This is a genomic window from Roseobacter sp. MH60115 (genome assembly GCF_015644665.1).
GTDB lineage: Bacteria > Pseudomonadota > Alphaproteobacteria > Rhodobacterales > Rhodobacteraceae > Roseobacter.
The window spans coordinates 533,340-549,028 of sequence record NZ_JADOBQ010000001.1 but is presented as its reverse complement, the minus strand read 5'-3'; the positions used below and the strand labels follow the sequence as shown (position 1 = coordinate 549,028).

General features: G+C 61.7%; 15 protein-coding genes. 7 read left to right on the top strand and 8 right to left on the bottom strand.

Features of this window, described 5'->3' with window-relative positions:
* Nucleotides 1-235: 235 nt before the first annotated feature.
* The gene (locus tag ISX84_RS02565; RefSeq protein ID WP_195818748.1) at nt 236-439 is read left to right on the top strand and encodes a hypothetical protein; all 204 of its coding nucleotides are present in this window, start codon (nt 236-238) and stop codon (nt 437-439) included.
* Between the two features lie 105 nt (nt 440-544).
* Here ISX84_RS02565 and ISX84_RS02560 read toward each other — a convergent pair whose 3' ends face one another.
* The 3 genes from ISX84_RS02560 to ISX84_RS02550 all read right to left on the bottom strand — a co-directional run bounded on the left by ISX84_RS02560 (nt 545) and on the right by ISX84_RS02550 (nt 5,010).
* Nucleotides 545-1,546 carry an alpha/beta hydrolase family protein gene (locus ISX84_RS02560; RefSeq protein WP_195818747.1) on the bottom strand — a complete coding sequence of 334 codons (1,002 nt, stop codon included), beginning with the start codon at nt 1,544-1,546 and terminating at the stop codon, nt 545-547.
* 109 nt (nt 1,547-1,655) lie between these two features.
* Nucleotides 1,656-2,735, bottom strand: a complete 1,080-nt coding sequence (locus ISX84_RS02555) for a DUF2235 domain-containing protein (protein WP_442800609.1) — start codon at nt 2,733-2,735, stop codon at nt 1,656-1,658.
* Entirely contained in the window at nt 2,713-5,010 is a 2,298-nt protein-coding gene (locus tag ISX84_RS02550) for a xanthine dehydrogenase family protein molybdopterin-binding subunit (RefSeq protein WP_195818746.1), read from the bottom strand. Before ISX84_RS02550 ends, ISX84_RS02555 begins: the two co-directional genes overlap by 23 nt.
* Nucleotides 5,011-5,335: 325 nt before the next feature.
* Here ISX84_RS02550 and ISX84_RS02545 point away from each other — a divergent pair, with 325 nt between their 5' ends.
* Both ISX84_RS02545 and ISX84_RS02540 read left to right on the top strand, forming a co-directional pair.
* Complete coding sequence (locus ISX84_RS02545; protein WP_195818745.1) at nt 5,336-8,425, top strand: valine--tRNA ligase; 3,090 nt, start codon at nt 5,336-5,338, stop codon at nt 8,423-8,425.
* A 9-nt stretch (nt 8,426-8,434) separates the two neighbouring features.
* A complete protein-coding gene (locus ISX84_RS02540; protein WP_195818744.1) occupies nt 8,435-8,764 on the top strand; it encodes a DnaJ family domain-containing protein in 330 nt (109 codons plus the stop codon).
* A 9-nt stretch (nt 8,765-8,773) separates the two neighbouring features.
* Here the strand turns inward: ISX84_RS02540 and ISX84_RS02535 are convergent, their stop codons facing one another.
* Nucleotides 8,774-9,562, bottom strand: coding sequence for a crotonase/enoyl-CoA hydratase family protein (locus tag ISX84_RS02535; protein ID WP_195818743.1), 789 nt, complete (start codon nt 9,560-9,562; stop codon nt 8,774-8,776).
* A 112-nt stretch (nt 9,563-9,674) separates the two neighbouring features.
* Between ISX84_RS02535 and ISX84_RS02530 the strand changes: the two genes are divergently transcribed.
* Nucleotides 9,675-10,778: a pyridoxal phosphate-dependent aminotransferase gene (locus tag ISX84_RS02530; RefSeq protein WP_195818742.1), complete on the top strand. Its 1,104-nt coding sequence runs from the start codon at nt 9,675-9,677 to the stop codon at nt 10,776-10,778.
* Between the two features lie 54 nt (nt 10,779-10,832).
* Nucleotides 10,833-11,048 carry a hypothetical protein gene (locus ISX84_RS02525; protein WP_195818741.1) on the top strand — a complete coding sequence of 72 codons (216 nt, stop codon included), beginning with the start codon at nt 10,833-10,835 and terminating at the stop codon, nt 11,046-11,048.
* Here ISX84_RS02525 and ISX84_RS02520 read toward each other — a convergent pair.
* Together ISX84_RS02520 and ISX84_RS02515 are read right to left on the bottom strand one after the other, a co-directional pair.
* Complete coding sequence (locus ISX84_RS02520) at nt 11,045-12,253, bottom strand: pyridoxal-phosphate-dependent aminotransferase family protein (RefSeq protein ID WP_195818740.1); 1,209 nt, start codon at nt 12,251-12,253, stop codon at nt 11,045-11,047. The genes ISX84_RS02525 and ISX84_RS02520 overlap by 4 nt on opposite strands.
* A 107-nt stretch (nt 12,254-12,360) precedes the next feature.
* Nucleotides 12,361-13,035 (bottom strand): TIGR04283 family arsenosugar biosynthesis glycosyltransferase, encoded by a 675-nt coding sequence (locus ISX84_RS02515; protein WP_195818739.1) that lies wholly within the window; start codon nt 13,033-13,035, stop codon nt 12,361-12,363.
* A gap of 68 nt (nt 13,036-13,103) precedes the next feature.
* Between ISX84_RS02515 and ygfZ the strand changes: the two genes are divergently transcribed.
* On the top strand, nt 13,104-13,844 hold the full coding sequence (gene ygfZ / locus ISX84_RS02510; RefSeq protein WP_195818738.1) for a CAF17-like 4Fe-4S cluster assembly/insertion protein YgfZ: 741 nt from the start codon (nt 13,104-13,106) through the stop codon (nt 13,842-13,844).
* A 92-nt stretch (nt 13,845-13,936) separates the two neighbouring features.
* Here ygfZ and efp read toward each other — a convergent pair whose 3' ends face one another.
* Complete coding sequence (gene efp, locus ISX84_RS02505; RefSeq protein WP_195818737.1) at nt 13,937-14,500, bottom strand: elongation factor P; 564 nt, start codon at nt 14,498-14,500, stop codon at nt 13,937-13,939.
* 219 nt (nt 14,501-14,719) lie between these two features.
* Between efp and ISX84_RS02500 the strand changes: the two genes are divergently transcribed.
* Nucleotides 14,720-15,040, top strand: coding sequence for a DUF6280 family protein (locus ISX84_RS02500; RefSeq protein WP_089420757.1), 321 nt, complete (start codon nt 14,720-14,722; stop codon nt 15,038-15,040).
* 56 nt (nt 15,041-15,096) lie between these two features.
* Here ISX84_RS02500 and ISX84_RS02495 read toward each other — a convergent pair whose 3' ends face one another.
* Complete coding sequence (locus ISX84_RS02495; RefSeq protein WP_195818736.1) at nt 15,097-15,675, bottom strand: cobalamin biosynthesis protein CobQ; 579 nt, start codon at nt 15,673-15,675, stop codon at nt 15,097-15,099.
* Between the last annotated feature and the right edge of the window lie 14 nt (nt 15,676-15,689).

Genomic DNA, 15,689 nt, shown 5'->3' with positions numbered 1-15,689 from the left:
CTGCACCCGGGAGTTGAACGAATCTCTCGGCCCTGCTACCCGTGCCGAACGGAAACCCTGACAGCAGAAAGGTCAGACATGAAATATCGTCAACCACATATGCTTTGCACAGCGGGCGTGATTGCCAGCTAAAGCGGTCTGACAGGTTTCTATTCCGAAGGCCGCCTCATGAAGCGGCCTTTTCTTTTTTTATCCTCCTCATGCGGCGGCTTTCCATCATTCATGGAGAGCACAAATGCCAAACTTATCACTCTACATTCCCCTCAGCCGGTCGCGCGGTGTTCTGTTGCGGTTGGTGGCGGTTTTAATCCGGTCGCCAAGACGGCTGCGGCGCGACCCTTATGCGCGCGCGCATCTGCCCGCATACCTGCGGGAGGACGTGGGTCTCGAACCGGAGGTTGAACACCCTCCGCCTCTCTCACACCGGTTCCCGTTCTGACCGGTCCCGACCCGAGCCATTCGTGGCTCGGGTCATTTGCCCCGGTTTGCAATTCTGTTGGCAGAGACGTGGCCAAGGGCCGGTCCGCTGTTTCCGGGCCGCGTGTTACTGCGCGCACGTGACAACCCACCGGGAAATCTCATCCAGCACGCCGGGCGCATAGGCGTGGCTTCCGCTGAGCAGAAAGCGCAGCCCCGCCAGAACGGTCCAATCTGCAGGGGTCTGGAAATTGAAATGCTGCGCCCGCAGTAAACTGTGCGTTGCTTGCGGCACGATCCGCACATCGTGCTGCGGATTTTTCGCAAATAACTCCGCCGTTTCGGACGGGTCCACGTTCAGATCATCCGCGCCCATCAGAACCAGGGTCGGTGTCGTCATTGCCAGCACGTCTTCGGTCGCATCGACCCCATAGTTGCGCCGGACGAAGGCGCAGCGCGACGTGCTTATGTCATCGCGGCCTGCGCACGTGAACCCATCCTGGAACATTCGATCATTCTCAGCGAGGTTGTCAGCGACAGCCTGCTCGATTTCCCCAGCAGTGTGTCCCTCTCTCTCTAGGCGCCTTGACGTGTAATAGGCGCCCTGGCGACGCCAGTTCACGGCAGGCCCGATCAGCACGGCGTATCCGGCACCGGTGTCCTTTGCAGCCTTGGGCACCACCCAACCTGCCTGCGAAAAGCCCAAAAATCCCAAGGTGTTATGGGTAAATCCTCGCTGATCTCTCAGATACTCGAAGGCGGTCACGGCCTCTTTGGTCCGGTCTGCCATCGACTGCGCCAACCAGTCACCATCGCTTTGCCCGGTACCCGGTTTGTCCCACGAAAAAACGCCGACACCCCCGGCGACCAAGGCGTTGACCAGCGGCAGATAAGTGCTGTCAGACCACCTGTCCTGCGGCCCGTCCCCATGCACGATCAGGACAATGGGAGGCGCATCCACCTTCGGAGGCAAGACGAGCGTCCCGGCGAGGCGTTGACCCTGCACTGTAAACACATGTTCAGAAATGCCAGCGTTGGCGGGGACCTCAAACGCACGCATGACGCCCAACCCGGCAAAGACCAGCGCCCCAAGAAGGGCCAAAACGCCCCAGACAGCGTGTTGTTTCAACAGATCCCTCGTGCATACCTACAGCGCTGCACGTCTTCACACCGATTGAAATGCTGTGCAATGGCCAATGGGGAATTTCACAACGCTCCGTCGCAGCAAGCCGCGGGTCTCAGACCGTCTTTCCAAACCCCATCCAGCCGCGTGGCGCGGGGGCCACGGATTGACGCAAGGCGACACTGTCATGGATCTGCTCGGAAGGGTCCTGCAAGGGTCTGCGCGCGCGCCGGGTGATGAACCATTTGCCATTGCCACGAAAGGTTCCCAACATGGGGGCCGTGGCATCCTGCGCAAAACGGGTGGTCCAGCCATCGGGCAGCGGCAGACCGCTCATCTGCGCCCGCTCCATCATCCAGACCAGCGGAATGTTCGACAGAGGTCTCGCCTCCTCAAACCCGCCAAGTTGTCCACCGACATCACCGTGGGTGCCGGCAAACCAGACCTGCTCCACCCGCCCTTGAAACCCCTCGGGCGAGGACCAGAGGACCGGCGCATAAGCCGCCCGCGTCTCGTCCAGCGCCAGCGCCTGAAACCCGGATTTCACGTTGTGGCTGAGGTGCGGGCTGTGAAAAGCATGCCTTTTTTCGCTGAAACGCCAAAGGATCGGCGCGTTGAAGCCCAGCGATTTCACCGTGTCCCAGACGCCGATCATCTCGATCTCGACCCCCTTGAGGCAATGCGCAGCAGCAAACTGGTGCGCGCAGTCGCTGGAGGGGTCACCTTCATAGTGACGATAGACGTCCCGGATGTTCCGTTCCGTTGCATCCTCCGCCTTGAGAAGGCCCATCAGGTCGATCATTCCGGCAAGGCTGCGCACCGCATAGGCGCCCCGCGAATACCCAAACAGGAATATTTTGTCCCCCGGGCGATAGCGTGATGCCAGATAGCCATAGGCGCGACGGATCTGCCGGTTGATGCCACGCCCCATCATCACATCCATGGCCGAGCGCCAGCTGTCCCACTGCAGCCCCGGCTCGTAATAGATCGAGAGGGGGCTGCCCACTTCACGACACAGGTGATAGGCGCGCCCGGCGTTGGTCTCGCAGCCCGGCTCCAGCGAGGACATCGTGCCATCGAGAATGACAATATGGGTAACAGGGCCGCGGCGCGGGCCAAAATCGCTGTCAGGCCGGCGCCAGAACCTGCTGCGCAGCCAGCCGAGCCATCTGTTATTCCGCCGCGAGGACCTCACCGTTCAACAACTCCCAAACCTTATGCGGGGTGAAAGGCATATCCGCCTGACGCACCCCCCGCTCCCAAAGCGCGTCCTGCACCGCATTTGCCACGGCCGCCAGCGCGCCCACGGTGCCCGCCTCGCCACAGCCCTTCATGCCCATGATATTCGCGGTGGAGGGCACCGGTTCCGATGTAAATGAAATATTGGGCATGTCATCGGCCCGCGGCAAGGCGTAGTCCATGAACGATGCCGTGAGCAATTGGCCGTCTTCATCGAAGACCACATGCTCTGTCAGCGCCTGACCGATGCCCTGCGCCACCCCACCATGTACCTGACCTTCGGCCAGCATCGGATTGATAAGATTGCCGAAATCGTCAACGACCGTATAGCGATCCACAGTTACGACCCCGGTGTCCGGATCCACCACAACCTCTGAAACATGGCAGCCGTTTGGAAAGCTTCGCGCCTCCAGCGTGGCGCGTGCTTCATGCACCAGCAGATCGTCGCGCCCCTGCGCGCGCGCCATCTCTGCCACCTCCAGCATCGTGGGGGTGAGGTTGGAGCCCTCCGCGCGAAAACGCTCGTCATCAAAGGTGATCTCGGACGCGGGCACGCCCATTTCATCGGCCAGAAACGCGATAAATTTCTCTGTCATCTCGGCAACGGTCGCCAGCGTCACATTGTTCTGCACGGTGACAGAGCGCGACCCGCCGGTGCCGCCGCCTTCCGCGATCAGATCGCTGTCGCCCTGTACCACTGAAATCAGATCTGCAGGAATACCTGTCTGGTCCGCCAGAAAATATGCGTAAACCGTCTCGTGCCCCTGCCCTGTGGATTGCGTGCCCACGTAGATCGTCACCGTACCATCCTCGTTAAAAGCAACCTTCGCGCCTTCCGAAGGATCGCCCAAAATACTTTCGATATAGTAACACAAACCGACGCCGCGCATAAGGCCCTGATCCTTATCGGCTTTTTTCCGCGCGGCGAAACCCTCCAGATCCGCCTCGGAAATGGCGCGGGTCAGCAGCCGGTCAAAGTCGCCCACGTCATAGGTTTCGCCCACTGTGGTTTCATAGGGAAACTGGTCCGCCTTGATGAAATTCCGCCGCCGCAATTCGATCGAGTCCACCCCCAATTCACGCGCTGCCCGGTCCATCAGGCGCTCCAGCACATAGATGGCCTCGGGCCGCCCGGCCCCCCGGTAGGCATCCACATATGTGGTGTTCGTATAGATGCCTTCGACCCGCAGCCACGTGTTCTGCACATCATAGACGCCCATCAGCACGCGGCTGAAAAGCTGGCTCTGGATGAATTGCCCGAAATGGCTGTTATACGCGCCGAGATTGCAGCGCGAGTGAACCCGGTAGGCGGTGATCCGGTTGGTCTCGTCAAAGGCAAACTCCGCCGTGGAGGTCAGATCGCGCCCTGCATTGTCGCTCAGCATGGCTTCTGTCCGCTCGGACATCCAGCGCACCGGGCGCCCCGTGACCCGCGCGGCCTCGGCCGCCAGCGCGTATTCCGGATAGGGAAACCCCTTCATGCCAAAACCACCGCCCACATCCGGCGTGGTCACGCGCACCAGATCGGGCTCCAACCCAAATGCCTTGGCCAGCGCGTCCTTTTGCCCCCAGACACCCTGCCCGCCCAGCGAGACATGCAGCCGGTCGCCATCCCATTCGGCGAAACAGCCGCGCGGCTCCAGCGAATTCACGATGATCCGGTTGTCGCCCACCTCCAGGCTCACCGTGCGGGCCGCCTTGGCAAATGCCGCCTCGGTTGCCGCCTCATCACCAATCCCCCAATCGAACCCCCGATTGTCCGGCACATCGTCATGCACCGCCGGACCGCCCGCCGCGATGTCCATCTTGGCAGGCAGATCATCATAGTCGAGCATGATGAGCTCCGCGGCGTCCCGCGCCTGATCCAGCGTGTCCGCGACGATGAAAGCCACCGGCTCGCCCACGAACCGCAGCTTGTCCTTGGCCAACAAGGGACGCTTGGGTGCCGCCCCCTGCGACCCATCGCGGTTCTTGATAGTGGCCCCGAACATGTTGATATTCATGCCCGCCGCCTCCAGATCATCGACCGTCAGCACCGCCTGAACACCCTCTGCGTCCCGCGCCTCCGAGACATCCAGCCCGGTGATTGTGGCATGGGCAACCGGGGCGCGGAACACAAAGGCCCGCAGTGCACCCTCAGGCGCGATATCGTCCACATAGCGCCCGTGCCCGGTCAGAAAGCGGACGTCTTCCACCCGTTTGATCGATTGTGACTTGCCGAACTTTTCCATCGGGGAACTCCTTTTCGCGCGCTGCGTTCAGGCGGACACTAGCGGCACCCGCACGCTTGTCCAGTCGTCCCTGCGATAACGGTAGAAACAGCGCTTTAGTCCGCATTTTTCGAAGATATTCCAGAAGCCCCGCCCGGAGCAGATGCGACGGCCCCGCTGCCAAGGGTGGCCTGAAGCCCACCCTACCTGTTCACCACACCCGTCGCCCCCTGCAGGTAAGGTGGGCTTCAGGCCACCTTGGCCGGTCAAGTTTTCCCACCCGCCGCCTTCCCCTTGCCCGCATCCTCCGGTAGACCCCCGCCAAGACCAGACAGAGGATGCGATCATGGCGCTCGACAAGACTTTTGACGCTCAGCAAGCCGAGGCCCGCCTGTACGCGGCATGGGAAAAATCAGGCGCTTTCAAGGCCGGGGCAAATGCCACCCGGGACGAGACGTTTTCCATCATGATCCCGCCCCCCAATGTGACGGGGTCGCTGCACATGGGGCATGCTTTCAACAACACGCTGCAGGACATCCTGATCCGCTGGCACCGGATGCGCGGCTTCGACACGCTGTGGCAGCCCGGCACCGATCACGCCGGCATCGCCACGCAGATGGTGACCGAGCGCGAAATGATGCTCAATCAGGAGCCGAACCGCCGCACGATGGGGCGCAAGAAATTTGTCGAACGGGTCTGGCAGCAAAAGGTCAAATCGCGCGGCACCATCATCGGGCAGCTCAAACGCCTTGGAGCCTCCTGCGACTGGTCGCGCGAGGCGTTTACCATGGGCGGCGCGCCCGGTGACCCGGATGCGGGGCAAGGCCCCAATTTCCACGACGCGGTCATCAAGGTCTTCGTGGATATGTACAACAAGGGCCTCATCTACCGCGGCAAGCGGCTGGTGAACTGGGACCCGCACTTTGAGACCGCCATCTCCGATCTGGAAGTCGAAAACATCGAAGTCGACGGCCACATGTGGCACTTCAAATACCCGCTCGCAGGCGGGGCCACCTATGAATATGTGGAGAAGGACGAAGACGGCAACGAGACCCTGCGCGAGACCCGCGACTATATCTCCATCGCCACCACGCGGCCTGAAACCATGCTGGGGGATGGTGCGGTGGCTGTTCACCCATCAGATGAACGCTACGCGCCAATTATTGGAAAACTATGTGAAATTCCCGTAGGCCCTAAAGAGCATCGCCGCCTGATCCCGATCATAACGGATGAGTATCCCGACCCGGACTTCGGCTCCGGCGCGGTGAAGATCACCGGCGCGCATGACTTCAACGACTACGCGGTTGCCAAGCGCGGCGGCATTCCTCTCTACCGGCTGATGGACACCAAAGGTGCGCTCCGCGAGGACGGCGCGGCCTACGCGGAAGCTGCCGCAATTGCCATGGCCGTGGCGCAGGGGGAGCAGACCCTCAGCGAGGCCGAAGCCGATGCGGTCAACCTCGTGCCGGACGATCTGCGCGGGCTCGACCGTTTCGAGGCGCGCAAACGGGTCGTCGCTCAGATCACCGAAGAAGGTCTCGCGGTGATGACCACAGCGATGGTCAAGGACGATGACGGCGAAGAGAATGAGACGACCCTACCGCTTGTCGAGAACAAGAAGATCATGCAGCCCTTCGGGGATCGCTCGAAGGTGGTCATCGAGCCGATGCTGACCGACCAGTGGTTTGTTGAGACGTCGAAGATCGTGCAGCCCGCGATTGATGCGGTACGCAATGGTGAAGTCGCCATCCACCCCGAGCAGGACAAGAAGGTCTATTTCAACTGGCTGGAAAACATCGAACCCTGGTGCATTTCGCGCCAGCTCTGGTGGGGGCATCAGATTCCGGTTTGGTACGGGCCGAAACACAGCTGCACGACCTTTACGGCAGATGAAAAAGAAGCACGCCGGTTAACGAAAAAACACAATCAAGGCGAATACGCAGTGTTTTGTGCTCCTACTGTCGAAAAAGCACTTGCTCAAGCGCGCGACTACTATGGCCAGTGGGGTCAGGATGCTGTCGAAGCAGAAGACTTCAATGAGGCAAAAGAGATATCGTTGAATTCCGCTCGAAATGAAGCCGTTCAAAGAATGGCGATATTCCGAGACCCCGATGTGCTCGACACATGGTTCTCCTCCGGACTCTGGCCCATTGGCACACTGGGCTGGACAGGCGAGGCGGAGCAGGATGCGCAGAACGACGCGCTGCAGAAATACTTCCCGACTTCGATCCTGATCACCGGCTTCGACATCATCTTCTTCTGGGTCGCGCGGATGATGATGATGCAATACGCCGTGGTTGACCAAAAGCCCTTCGACACCGTCTACGTGCACGCGCTGGTGCGCGACGAGAAGGGCAAGAAGATGTCCAAGTCGCTGGGCAATGTGATCGACCCGCTGGAGCTGATCGACGAATACGGCGCCGATGCCGTGCGTTTCACGTTGACCGCCATGGCCGCCATGGGGCGCGACCTGAAGCTCAGCACGCAGCGGGTGGCGGGATATCGCAATTTTGGTACGAAACTCTGGAACGCCTGCCGCTTTGCGGAAATGAACGGCGTCTACGCGCAGGCAAACACCGGTGCCCGCCCGGCGCCCTCGGCCGCAGTGAACAAATGGATCATTGGCGAGACAGCGAAGGTCCGCGAAGAAATCGACGCCAGCCTGCAGAATTACCGGTTCAACGACGCGGCCAATGCCGCCTACAGCTTTGTCTGGGGCAAGGTCTGCGACTGGTATCTGGAGCTCAGCAAACCGCTGCTGCAGGATGACGCCAATGCGGCACTGGCCCCGGAAACCCGCGCCACCATGGCCTGGGTGCTGGACCAATGCATGATCCTGCTGCACCCCATCATGCCCTTCATCACCGAAGAGCTTTGGGCGGCCACGGGCCGACGCGACAAGATGCTGGTGCATGCCGACTGGCCCGACTACACGGCTGCTGATCTGGTGGACCCGGCGGCGGATCAGGAGCTCAACTGGGTTGTTGCGCTGATCGAGGCCATCCGTTCTGCCCGGGCGCAGATGCACGTACCTGCGGGCCTCTACGTGCCCTTGCTGGTGACCGATCTGGACGCAGCGGGGCAATCGGCCTGGGACCGTAATGAGGTGATGATCAAACGGTTGGCGCGTGTGGAGGCCTTGTCGCAGGCCGACAGTTTCCCAAAGGGCACGGTGACGCTCGCCGTCACTGGTGGCAGTTTTGGCCTGCCGCTGGCCGATATCATTGATATCGCGGAGGAAAAGGCGCGGTTGCAGAAAACGCTCGACAAGCTCATGAAGGAGTTGGGCGGGTTGCGCGGTCGGTTGAACAACCCGAAATTCGCAGCCTCCGCACCGGAAGAGGTGGTTGCGGAAACCCGCGCCAACCTTGCCCTGCGCGAAGAGGAAGAGGCGAAATTGCAAGAGGCGCTCGCGCGGCTGGCCGAATTGGGGTAAAATCGCCCCATGCGCAGCTTTCGTTCCCTGATCGAACGGCAGATCGCCAAGGCGCGGGCCTCGGGCGGTCTGACCGGATTGAAAGGTGAAGGTGCACCCCTGCCCGACCGTCCCGTCGAAACCGGTGAGCAGGCTGCGGTTTCGACGGCCATGCGGATCATGGCCGAAGCCGGTGTGGTGCCCGAGGAATTCACGTTGAAAACCCAGCTGGACGCTGCGCGCAAAGCCTATGCCGACGCCCCGGACGCAGACACGCGCAAGGCGGCGATGGCCCGGCTGGCCGATCTGGAAATGCGCTATGAAATCGCCCGCGAGGCGCGGCGCAGGTTCCTGTCCTGAGAGACGGGGTTACTTGAACACCGGCGCGCGTTTGGCGAAGTGCGCCGCGATGACCTCCATCTGTTCGGGCTGTCCCAAGAGGCTGGCCTGCGTGCGTGCTTCGGCCAGCAGAACCTCCTCCGCCGTCTCGCGTTCCGCGCAAGCGATCAGCGCTTTGGCCGCCCGTATGGCCTTGGGGCTTTTGCCCGCAAGCTCCCGCGCCAGATCGAAGGCCGCTGCCAGCGGATCCTCGGCAATCTCGGTGACAAGCCCCCAGCGCTCCGCCTGATCTGCCGGAATGGGCGTGGCGGTATAGATCAACCGGCGCATGACATCGGAGCGCACAAGCCGGGGTAGCAGAACCATCCCGCCCATGTCAGGAATAATACCCCATTTCATTTCCATGACCGCCAGTTGGGTATCCGGCGCGGCAATGCGGATATCCGCGCCCAGGGCGATCTGCATGCCCGCCCCAAAGACCGTCCCGTGCAGCGCCGCGATCACCGGGATCTCCAACCGGTGCCAGATCATCGCCACCTCCTGCCACTGGTTGGTGGTGCCCTCCCCATGGGTGCGCGGCAGGATCATCGCCTCGATATCCTTGCCAATCATGCCGCCCAGCGACCCGATGTCGATGCCCGCACAGAACCCTTCGCCCGCCCCGGACAAGACCGCAACACGTGCGTCGGAGGCGGCCACCTGCTGGCCCGCGTCGATCAGCGCTTCGAACATCTCGGGGTCGACGGCATTGCGCTTGTCAGCGCGGTTCAGCTGCACATGGGCGATGTGATCGGTGAGGGTGACGAGGACGCGCGACATCGGATTCTCCTTTTACTCCGCCTAACAGAGCGCAGCGGCGGCATATTGACCAGACAAACGTTGGGGAAATCTCGCTCTTGCCCATGGCGGCCAAGCCGTTTTAAGAGACGCCATGACCAACTACCGCCTGACCCCGCTTGCCCAATCCCTGCCCGACACCGTGCCCTTTGTTGGCCCCGAGGCCCAGGAACGCGCGCGCGCCTGCCTTTTTGATGCACGCCTCGGCGCCAATGAGAACGTCTTTGGCCCCTCGCCCATGGCCACCCGCGCCATGGCCGAAACGCCACAGTGGATGTACGGCGACCCCGAAAGCTATGAGCTGCGCGAGGCGCTGGCCGACCATCACGGCATCCGGCCCGATATGATTGTCGTGGGTGAAGGGATCGATGGGCTGCTGGGGTATCTGGTGCGGATGATGGTGGCACCGGGCGATGCGGTTGTGACCTCGGACGGCGCCTACCCGACCTTCAACTACCACGTTGCGGGCTACGGCGGTGTTCTGCACAAGGTGCCCTACAAAAACGATCACGAAGACCCTGACGCCTTGTTTGCAAAGGCGGCCGAGGTGGATGCCAAGCTGGTCTATCTTGCAAATCCCGACAATCCGATGGGCACGGCGCATGACGGGGCCGATCTGGTCGCAGCCATGGACAAGCTGCCCGCGGGCACCCTGCTGGTGCTCGATGAGGCCTATCTGGAATGCGCACCGGGCGGCACCGCCCTGCCCCTGCCTATGGATGATCCGCGGGTCATCCGGATGCGCACCTTTTCCAAGGCTTACGGGCTTGCAGGCGCACGTGTGGGCTATGCCATGGGGGCGTCAGATCTGATTGCCGCCTTTGAGAAGGTGCGCAATCACTTTGGCATGAACCGCGCGGCACAGGCTGGCGCGGTGGCGGCCCTGGAAGACCAGACCTGGTTGCGGTCGGTGCAGGCCCGCATCGTCGCGTCGCGCCATCGCATCAAGGAGATCGCCCGCAAGAACGGGCTCAAACCGCTGAACTCCGCCGCCAATTTCGTGTCCATCGACTGTGGCGGCGGGTCGACATATGCGGCGAATGTGCTGCATGAGATGGTTGCACGGGGGGTGTTTATCCGCATGCCATCGGTTGCGCCGCAAAACCGCTGTATCCGGGTCAGCTGCGGCACCCCTGCGAACCTCGACATCTTTGCGGAGGTTCTGCCCGTTGCCCTGCGGGCCGCAGAAATGAGATGACGAAAACCGCCCAATCTCTATAATTTGCGCATCAGTCACCAGACGAGACGCGCCATGGACAAACACAGACTGGGTCGCGCACCCAATTACACCAGCGCCTGCATCGTGATGTTCGGGGTCAACCTGAGTTGGGTCTTGCTGTTTCTCTTCGCGATCTGGGGATTGGTCGCAGCGGTTTTCCTTGGGCTCGCCGTGAACCGCTGGCTTGACTGGCTCGACCACCGACGTCGCATGGAAGACGCGCGATGGTCGCTCCCGCCCCGGCGCTAGTGTTCTGCGATCACGGCTGCGGCGGCTGAAAGTGCCCCGGCACCATGCGGGATCTCCAGGGCTTTCATGCCGGCTTCCATCCCGCCCAGCAGCCCCATGATCATATGACCATTCACATGGCCCATATGTCCCAGCCGGAAATGCCCGTGCCAGGCCGGATCATCGCGGTCCACCATGCCCAGCCCGATCCCCAGCGTCAGGCCAAGCCGCTGTTCCGTCCAGTCCCGCAGGCGCGTCGCCAGCGGCGCGTCCAGGTGCAGCGCGGTGACCGCCCGGCTGCGGTGCGCTGCATTGGCGATGTTCAGACGCAGGGGCCCTTCTGACACCCAGGTCTCGCAGGCGGCCCAGATGGCGCGGGCCAGGAGGTCGTGCCGCGCCCAGACCGCCTCCATCCCTTCGGCGTGGATCATGTCGAGCGCGGCGCGCAACCCGTAGATATGCTGCGTGGGGGCCGTTCCGTTCCAATATTGGTAGAAATCTTCCGGATGGGCGCGTGTGGTCCAATCCCAATAGCTGCTCACCCGTGGCAGCGCAGCGCGCACCTGCGCGGCCTTTTCGTTGAAGAAGACAAACCCCATGCCCGGCGGCACCATCAGCCCCTTCTGGCTTCCGGTGACCATGACGTCGACGCCCCAGGCGTCCATCTCGAACCGGTCACAGCCCAGCGAGGCAATGCAATCCGCCATCAGCAGCGCGGGATGGCCAGTCGCATCCATTGCGCTGCGCAAGGCGGCAATATCGTTGCGGACGGACGTGGAGGTGTCCACATGCACGGCCAGCACGGCCTTGATCTGGTGCTCCTTGTCGGAAGACAGCGCCTCGGCAACCCGGGCCGCATCCATCGGGGCGGATTTGCCGAAATCCAGCACCGCAACCTCTGCGCCCAAGGCAGCGGCCATGCCGCCCCAACCGGTGCCAAAATGGCCGGTTGCGGGCACCAGCACCCTGTCGCCGGGCGCAAGGACATTGGCCAATGCCGCCTCCCAGACCCCATGTCCGTTCGCGATGTAGAGCGCGACCTCTCCCTTGGTCCGCGCCACCCGTTTCAGATCCGCCACCAGATCAGGCATCATATCGGGCAGTTCCCCGGCATAGATATTCGGGGCGGGCCGGTGCATCGCATTCAACACCGCCTCCGGCATCACGGAGGGGCCGGGAATGGCAAGATAACCGCGTCCGGCGGGGTGTCCGGGTGATTGGGGCATAAAGGCTGTCCTTTTTACGTGACGCAACCTTAGCCGTCTATTTCGCCCGGTCAATCAGCGAAGCGCCCGGCGTCGAAATTGACAAATTCAATGCGATTGGATCGGTCTCAGCGGCGGTAGCTTTCGGCCAACCGCTGTGGGGAAACGCCGCTGAAATAGCGCAGCAGGGTCCAGAGGTTGCGCGCGCCCCGCCGCAGCCACCCTTGCGCGCGATATCGGGCGGCGCTGGTCTCTGCCACCGCATCAATCGGCACCAGCTTGCCTTTGAGCGCGCGGGCCAGTGCGACATCTTCCATCAGCGGCTGGTCCGGATAACCGCCCGCATCGGCGTACATTGCCCGCGGCAGCAATAACCCCTGATCGCCGTACGGCAGCCCGAGATGGCTGCGCAGGTTGGCCCAGCCCGCCACCACGCGGCCAGCCACACCCCCATTGGCAAAGGCCAGCCGGAACCAGCCCGCCTTGCGCGTGTCCAGATGCAGGATCGCCGGGCCAACCCATCCGGGGCGCAGTTGCGTATCTGCATGCAGCACAAGAAGCCATGCACCCTGCGCCCGCGCACATCCCCGCGCCAACTGTCCACCGCGCGACGCCGCGCCGGTCACAACCTCCGCACCCCAGGCTTTGGCCACCGCAACGGTGGCATCGTCAGAGCCACCGTCGCTGACGATCAACTCGCGGATGATACCCGCCTCCAGCCCCGGCATGAGTGCTGCCAGACAGTCGCCGAGATGGGCCTCCGCGTTCAGTGTGGGGATGATCACCGAAATCGGTGCACGCATAGGTTATGCCTCTTCTTCTTTTCGGCGACACGTCTATATGTCATTGAAGGCGAAAAGAGGACCCCCCCATGACCAAACGTCGCATTCTTCAGATTTCCGGCGCTGACGCACGGGAGTTCCTGCAGGGATTGATTACCAACGATATCGAGCGGCTGCGTGACGGGCTGGTCTATGCCGCCCTGCTCACCCCGCAGGGGAAATACATCGCCGATTTCTTCCTGGCCGAGGGACCTGGCGGCATTCTGCTGGATGTGGCCGACAGCCTTGGCGACGCGCTGACACAGCGTTTGACGATGTATAAACTGCGCGCCGATGTGACGATCACGCAAGCCCCGCTGCATCTGCACCGTGGCCTTGGAGAGCCGCCCGAGGATGGGTTTGCCGATCCGCGTCACACCGCTTTGGGTTGGCGCGCCTATCGGGATGCGCCCCAAACGGACGATGATGTGGATTGGACGGCGCTGCGGGTGGCGCATCTGATCCCGGAAACCGGGGTCGAACTGACACCGGACACCTTCATTCTCGAAGTGGGGTTTGAGCGTCTCTCCGGCGTGGATTTCCGCAAGGGATGTTACGTCGGGCAGGAAGTCACCGCGCGTATGAAACACAAGACCGAGCTGCGCAAGGGTCTGGCACAGGTACGTATCTCCGGCGCGGCAGAGACGGGCACGGAAATTACGGCAAACGGGAAGCCGGCGGGCACCTTGCTCAGCCGCACGGAGGATGCGGGTATCGCCTACCTGAGGTTTGATCGTGCCAAAGGTGAGATGTCAGCGGGCGAAGCGACCATCACGCGCAACGACGCCTGAGGCTGCGCGGGTGCCGCGCCTATCCGTGCATCCCGGGCGCGTTTGACCTATTCCATCGCGCCTCAGGCGCGTTTCGCATATTCCGTCGCGCCTTAGGCGCGCTCTGCATATTCCATCGTTTCGGTGTTGACCACGATGTCTTCATCCTGCCCGACAAAGGGCGGCACCATGACCTTGACCCCGTTGTCCAGCACCGCGGGCTTAAAGGAATTTGCCGCCGTCTGACCTTTGACCACCGGCTCGGTCTCGACAATCTTGCAGGTCACCTTCTGCGGCAAAGTCGCGTTCAGCGCCTCTTCCTCATAGAATTCGACGACGATGGTCATGCCGTCCTGCAGAAACGGACGCCGCTCGCCCAGCAGCTCGGCGGGCAGCTGCACCTGTTCGTAGGTTTCGGTATCCATGACGACCAGCATGCCCGCGTCTTCGTAAAGGAACTGCTGGTCCTTCTGCTCCAACCGGACGCGCTCAACCTTGTCGGCACTGCGAAAGCGTTCATTCAATTTGGAACCATTTCGGAGATTGCGCAGTTCTACCTGTGCAAACGCACCGCCCTTCCCGGGCTTCACATGGTCCACTTTGACCGCAGCCCAAAGGCCACCATTATGCTCCAGAACATTCCCGGGGCGGATCTCGTTTCCGTTGATTTTAGGCATATGACCGAACCGTGGCAAAAGGTTGATGAATTGTTGACGCACCCTATATCTGGCAGGTTGGGTGGTGACAAGACAACGATATCTCGTGCTGCATCTGCAGAGAGCTATGCGCACGATGCATGGAAGTCATGCAATTACGGGGTATCCGAATCGTCTGAACTCCGCCATAAGGAGCGTCATGCCGAAAGACAAGAGCAAGAATAATGGAAAGGACGACGAATGAAGGATTTCGTTGACGGCACAGCCTTCAATAACGAGCAAGGCAATCGTGCACGTAAACTTTTTGCAGCTGTGGTACTGGCTGCATTGGACGACGCCATCGCGGACGACAAGAAGTATGGCAATGGTCCAGAGCAAATCGCACGCTGGGCGCGGTCGCGCGACGGCCGTGAAGTGCTGAGCTGCGCCGGTATCGACCCCAATGAGCGGGTTGTGTCCGGACTGATGGAATTCGTGGGCAAAGGTGTCCGGACGTCTGTTGCGCTGTCGCGTGAAGAATCCGAACGTCGCAATGCTGCACAACAGGCCGAAGCTGCCTGATCACAATTCGATCTTATGAACAAAAGCGCGCCCCGGTCGGGCGCGCTTTTGTGTTTTCAGCTGTCTGTAAAGAAGAACAGCCACTGCCGCACGATCCAGATCTCGGCGAGCAGTAACAGCGTGATCAGCACCAGCAATCCCCATCCGAACCGGCGCTGCCAGAGCGTGATCGCGGCCAGACTTGCTGCAACGGCCTCAACGGGTGCCAGCCACATCGCCCCGTGATCGCGATCCCAATAGCTGAGCGGGCTTTCGAATACCCAGCCCGTCAGGGGCCAGAAATGCGCCCGCCCGTCATCATGATGCAGCGGAAAATCAAAGCATAGATGGAGCAGTCCCGCCCCCGTCAGGGCAATCGCCCAGGGCGCGCCGCGCCAGAGCGCCAGGGCAAACAGCCCGCCCCAGATCAGAAACGAGTTGTCGATCGCAAAAATCATCTGCCAGTTGCTGGAGAAGTAGAGCTCGTCAAACACGACCTGCGGGGCAATACCAAAGATGTAGAGCGCACTGCCTGCCAATAGGTACAGCGACAGATCCGGCAGCAAAGCACCTGCAATTGCGGCCCAGACAACGGGGCGGGTGCTCTTGCGGCCCATCACAGCGGCCCCGATCAGCAAATGTGCGGGCGTGTTCATGAATGGTCCTTTTC

What these genes read in the sequence shown, in the direction of transcription:
- ISX84_RS02565 (WP_195818748.1), top strand. Translation starts at nt 236, where the DNA reads ATGCCAAACTTATCACTCTACATTCCCCTCAGCCGGTCGCGCGGTGTT.
- ISX84_RS02550 (WP_195818746.1), bottom strand. Translation starts at nt 5,010, where the DNA reads ATGGAAAAGTTCGGCAAGTCACAATCGATCAAACGGGTGGAAGACGTC.
- ISX84_RS02545 (WP_195818745.1), top strand. Translation starts at nt 5,336, where the DNA reads ATGGCGCTCGACAAGACTTTTGACGCTCAGCAAGCCGAGGCCCGCCTG.
- ISX84_RS02540 (WP_195818744.1), top strand. Translation starts at nt 8,435, where the DNA reads ATGCGCAGCTTTCGTTCCCTGATCGAACGGCAGATCGCCAAGGCGCGG.
- ISX84_RS02535 (WP_195818743.1), bottom strand. Translation starts at nt 9,562, where the DNA reads ATGTCGCGCGTCCTCGTCACCCTCACCGATCACATCGCCCATGTGCAG.
- ISX84_RS02530 (WP_195818742.1), top strand. Translation starts at nt 9,675, where the DNA reads ATGACCAACTACCGCCTGACCCCGCTTGCCCAATCCCTGCCCGACACC.
- ISX84_RS02525 (WP_195818741.1), top strand. Translation starts at nt 10,833, where the DNA reads ATGGACAAACACAGACTGGGTCGCGCACCCAATTACACCAGCGCCTGC.
- ISX84_RS02520 (WP_195818740.1), bottom strand. Translation starts at nt 12,253, where the DNA reads ATGCCCCAATCACCCGGACACCCCGCCGGACGCGGTTATCTTGCCATT.
- ISX84_RS02515 (WP_195818739.1), bottom strand. Translation starts at nt 13,035, where the DNA reads ATGCGTGCACCGATTTCGGTGATCATCCCCACACTGAACGCGGAGGCC.
- ygfZ (WP_195818738.1), top strand. Translation starts at nt 13,104, where the DNA reads ATGACCAAACGTCGCATTCTTCAGATTTCCGGCGCTGACGCACGGGAG.
- efp (WP_195818737.1), bottom strand. Translation starts at nt 14,500, where the DNA reads ATGCCTAAAATCAACGGAAACGAGATCCGCCCCGGGAATGTTCTGGAG.
- ISX84_RS02500 (WP_089420757.1), top strand. Translation starts at nt 14,720, where the DNA reads ATGAAGGATTTCGTTGACGGCACAGCCTTCAATAACGAGCAAGGCAAT.
- ISX84_RS02495 (WP_195818736.1), bottom strand. Translation starts at nt 15,675, where the DNA reads ATGAACACGCCCGCACATTTGCTGATCGGGGCCGCTGTGATGGGCCGC.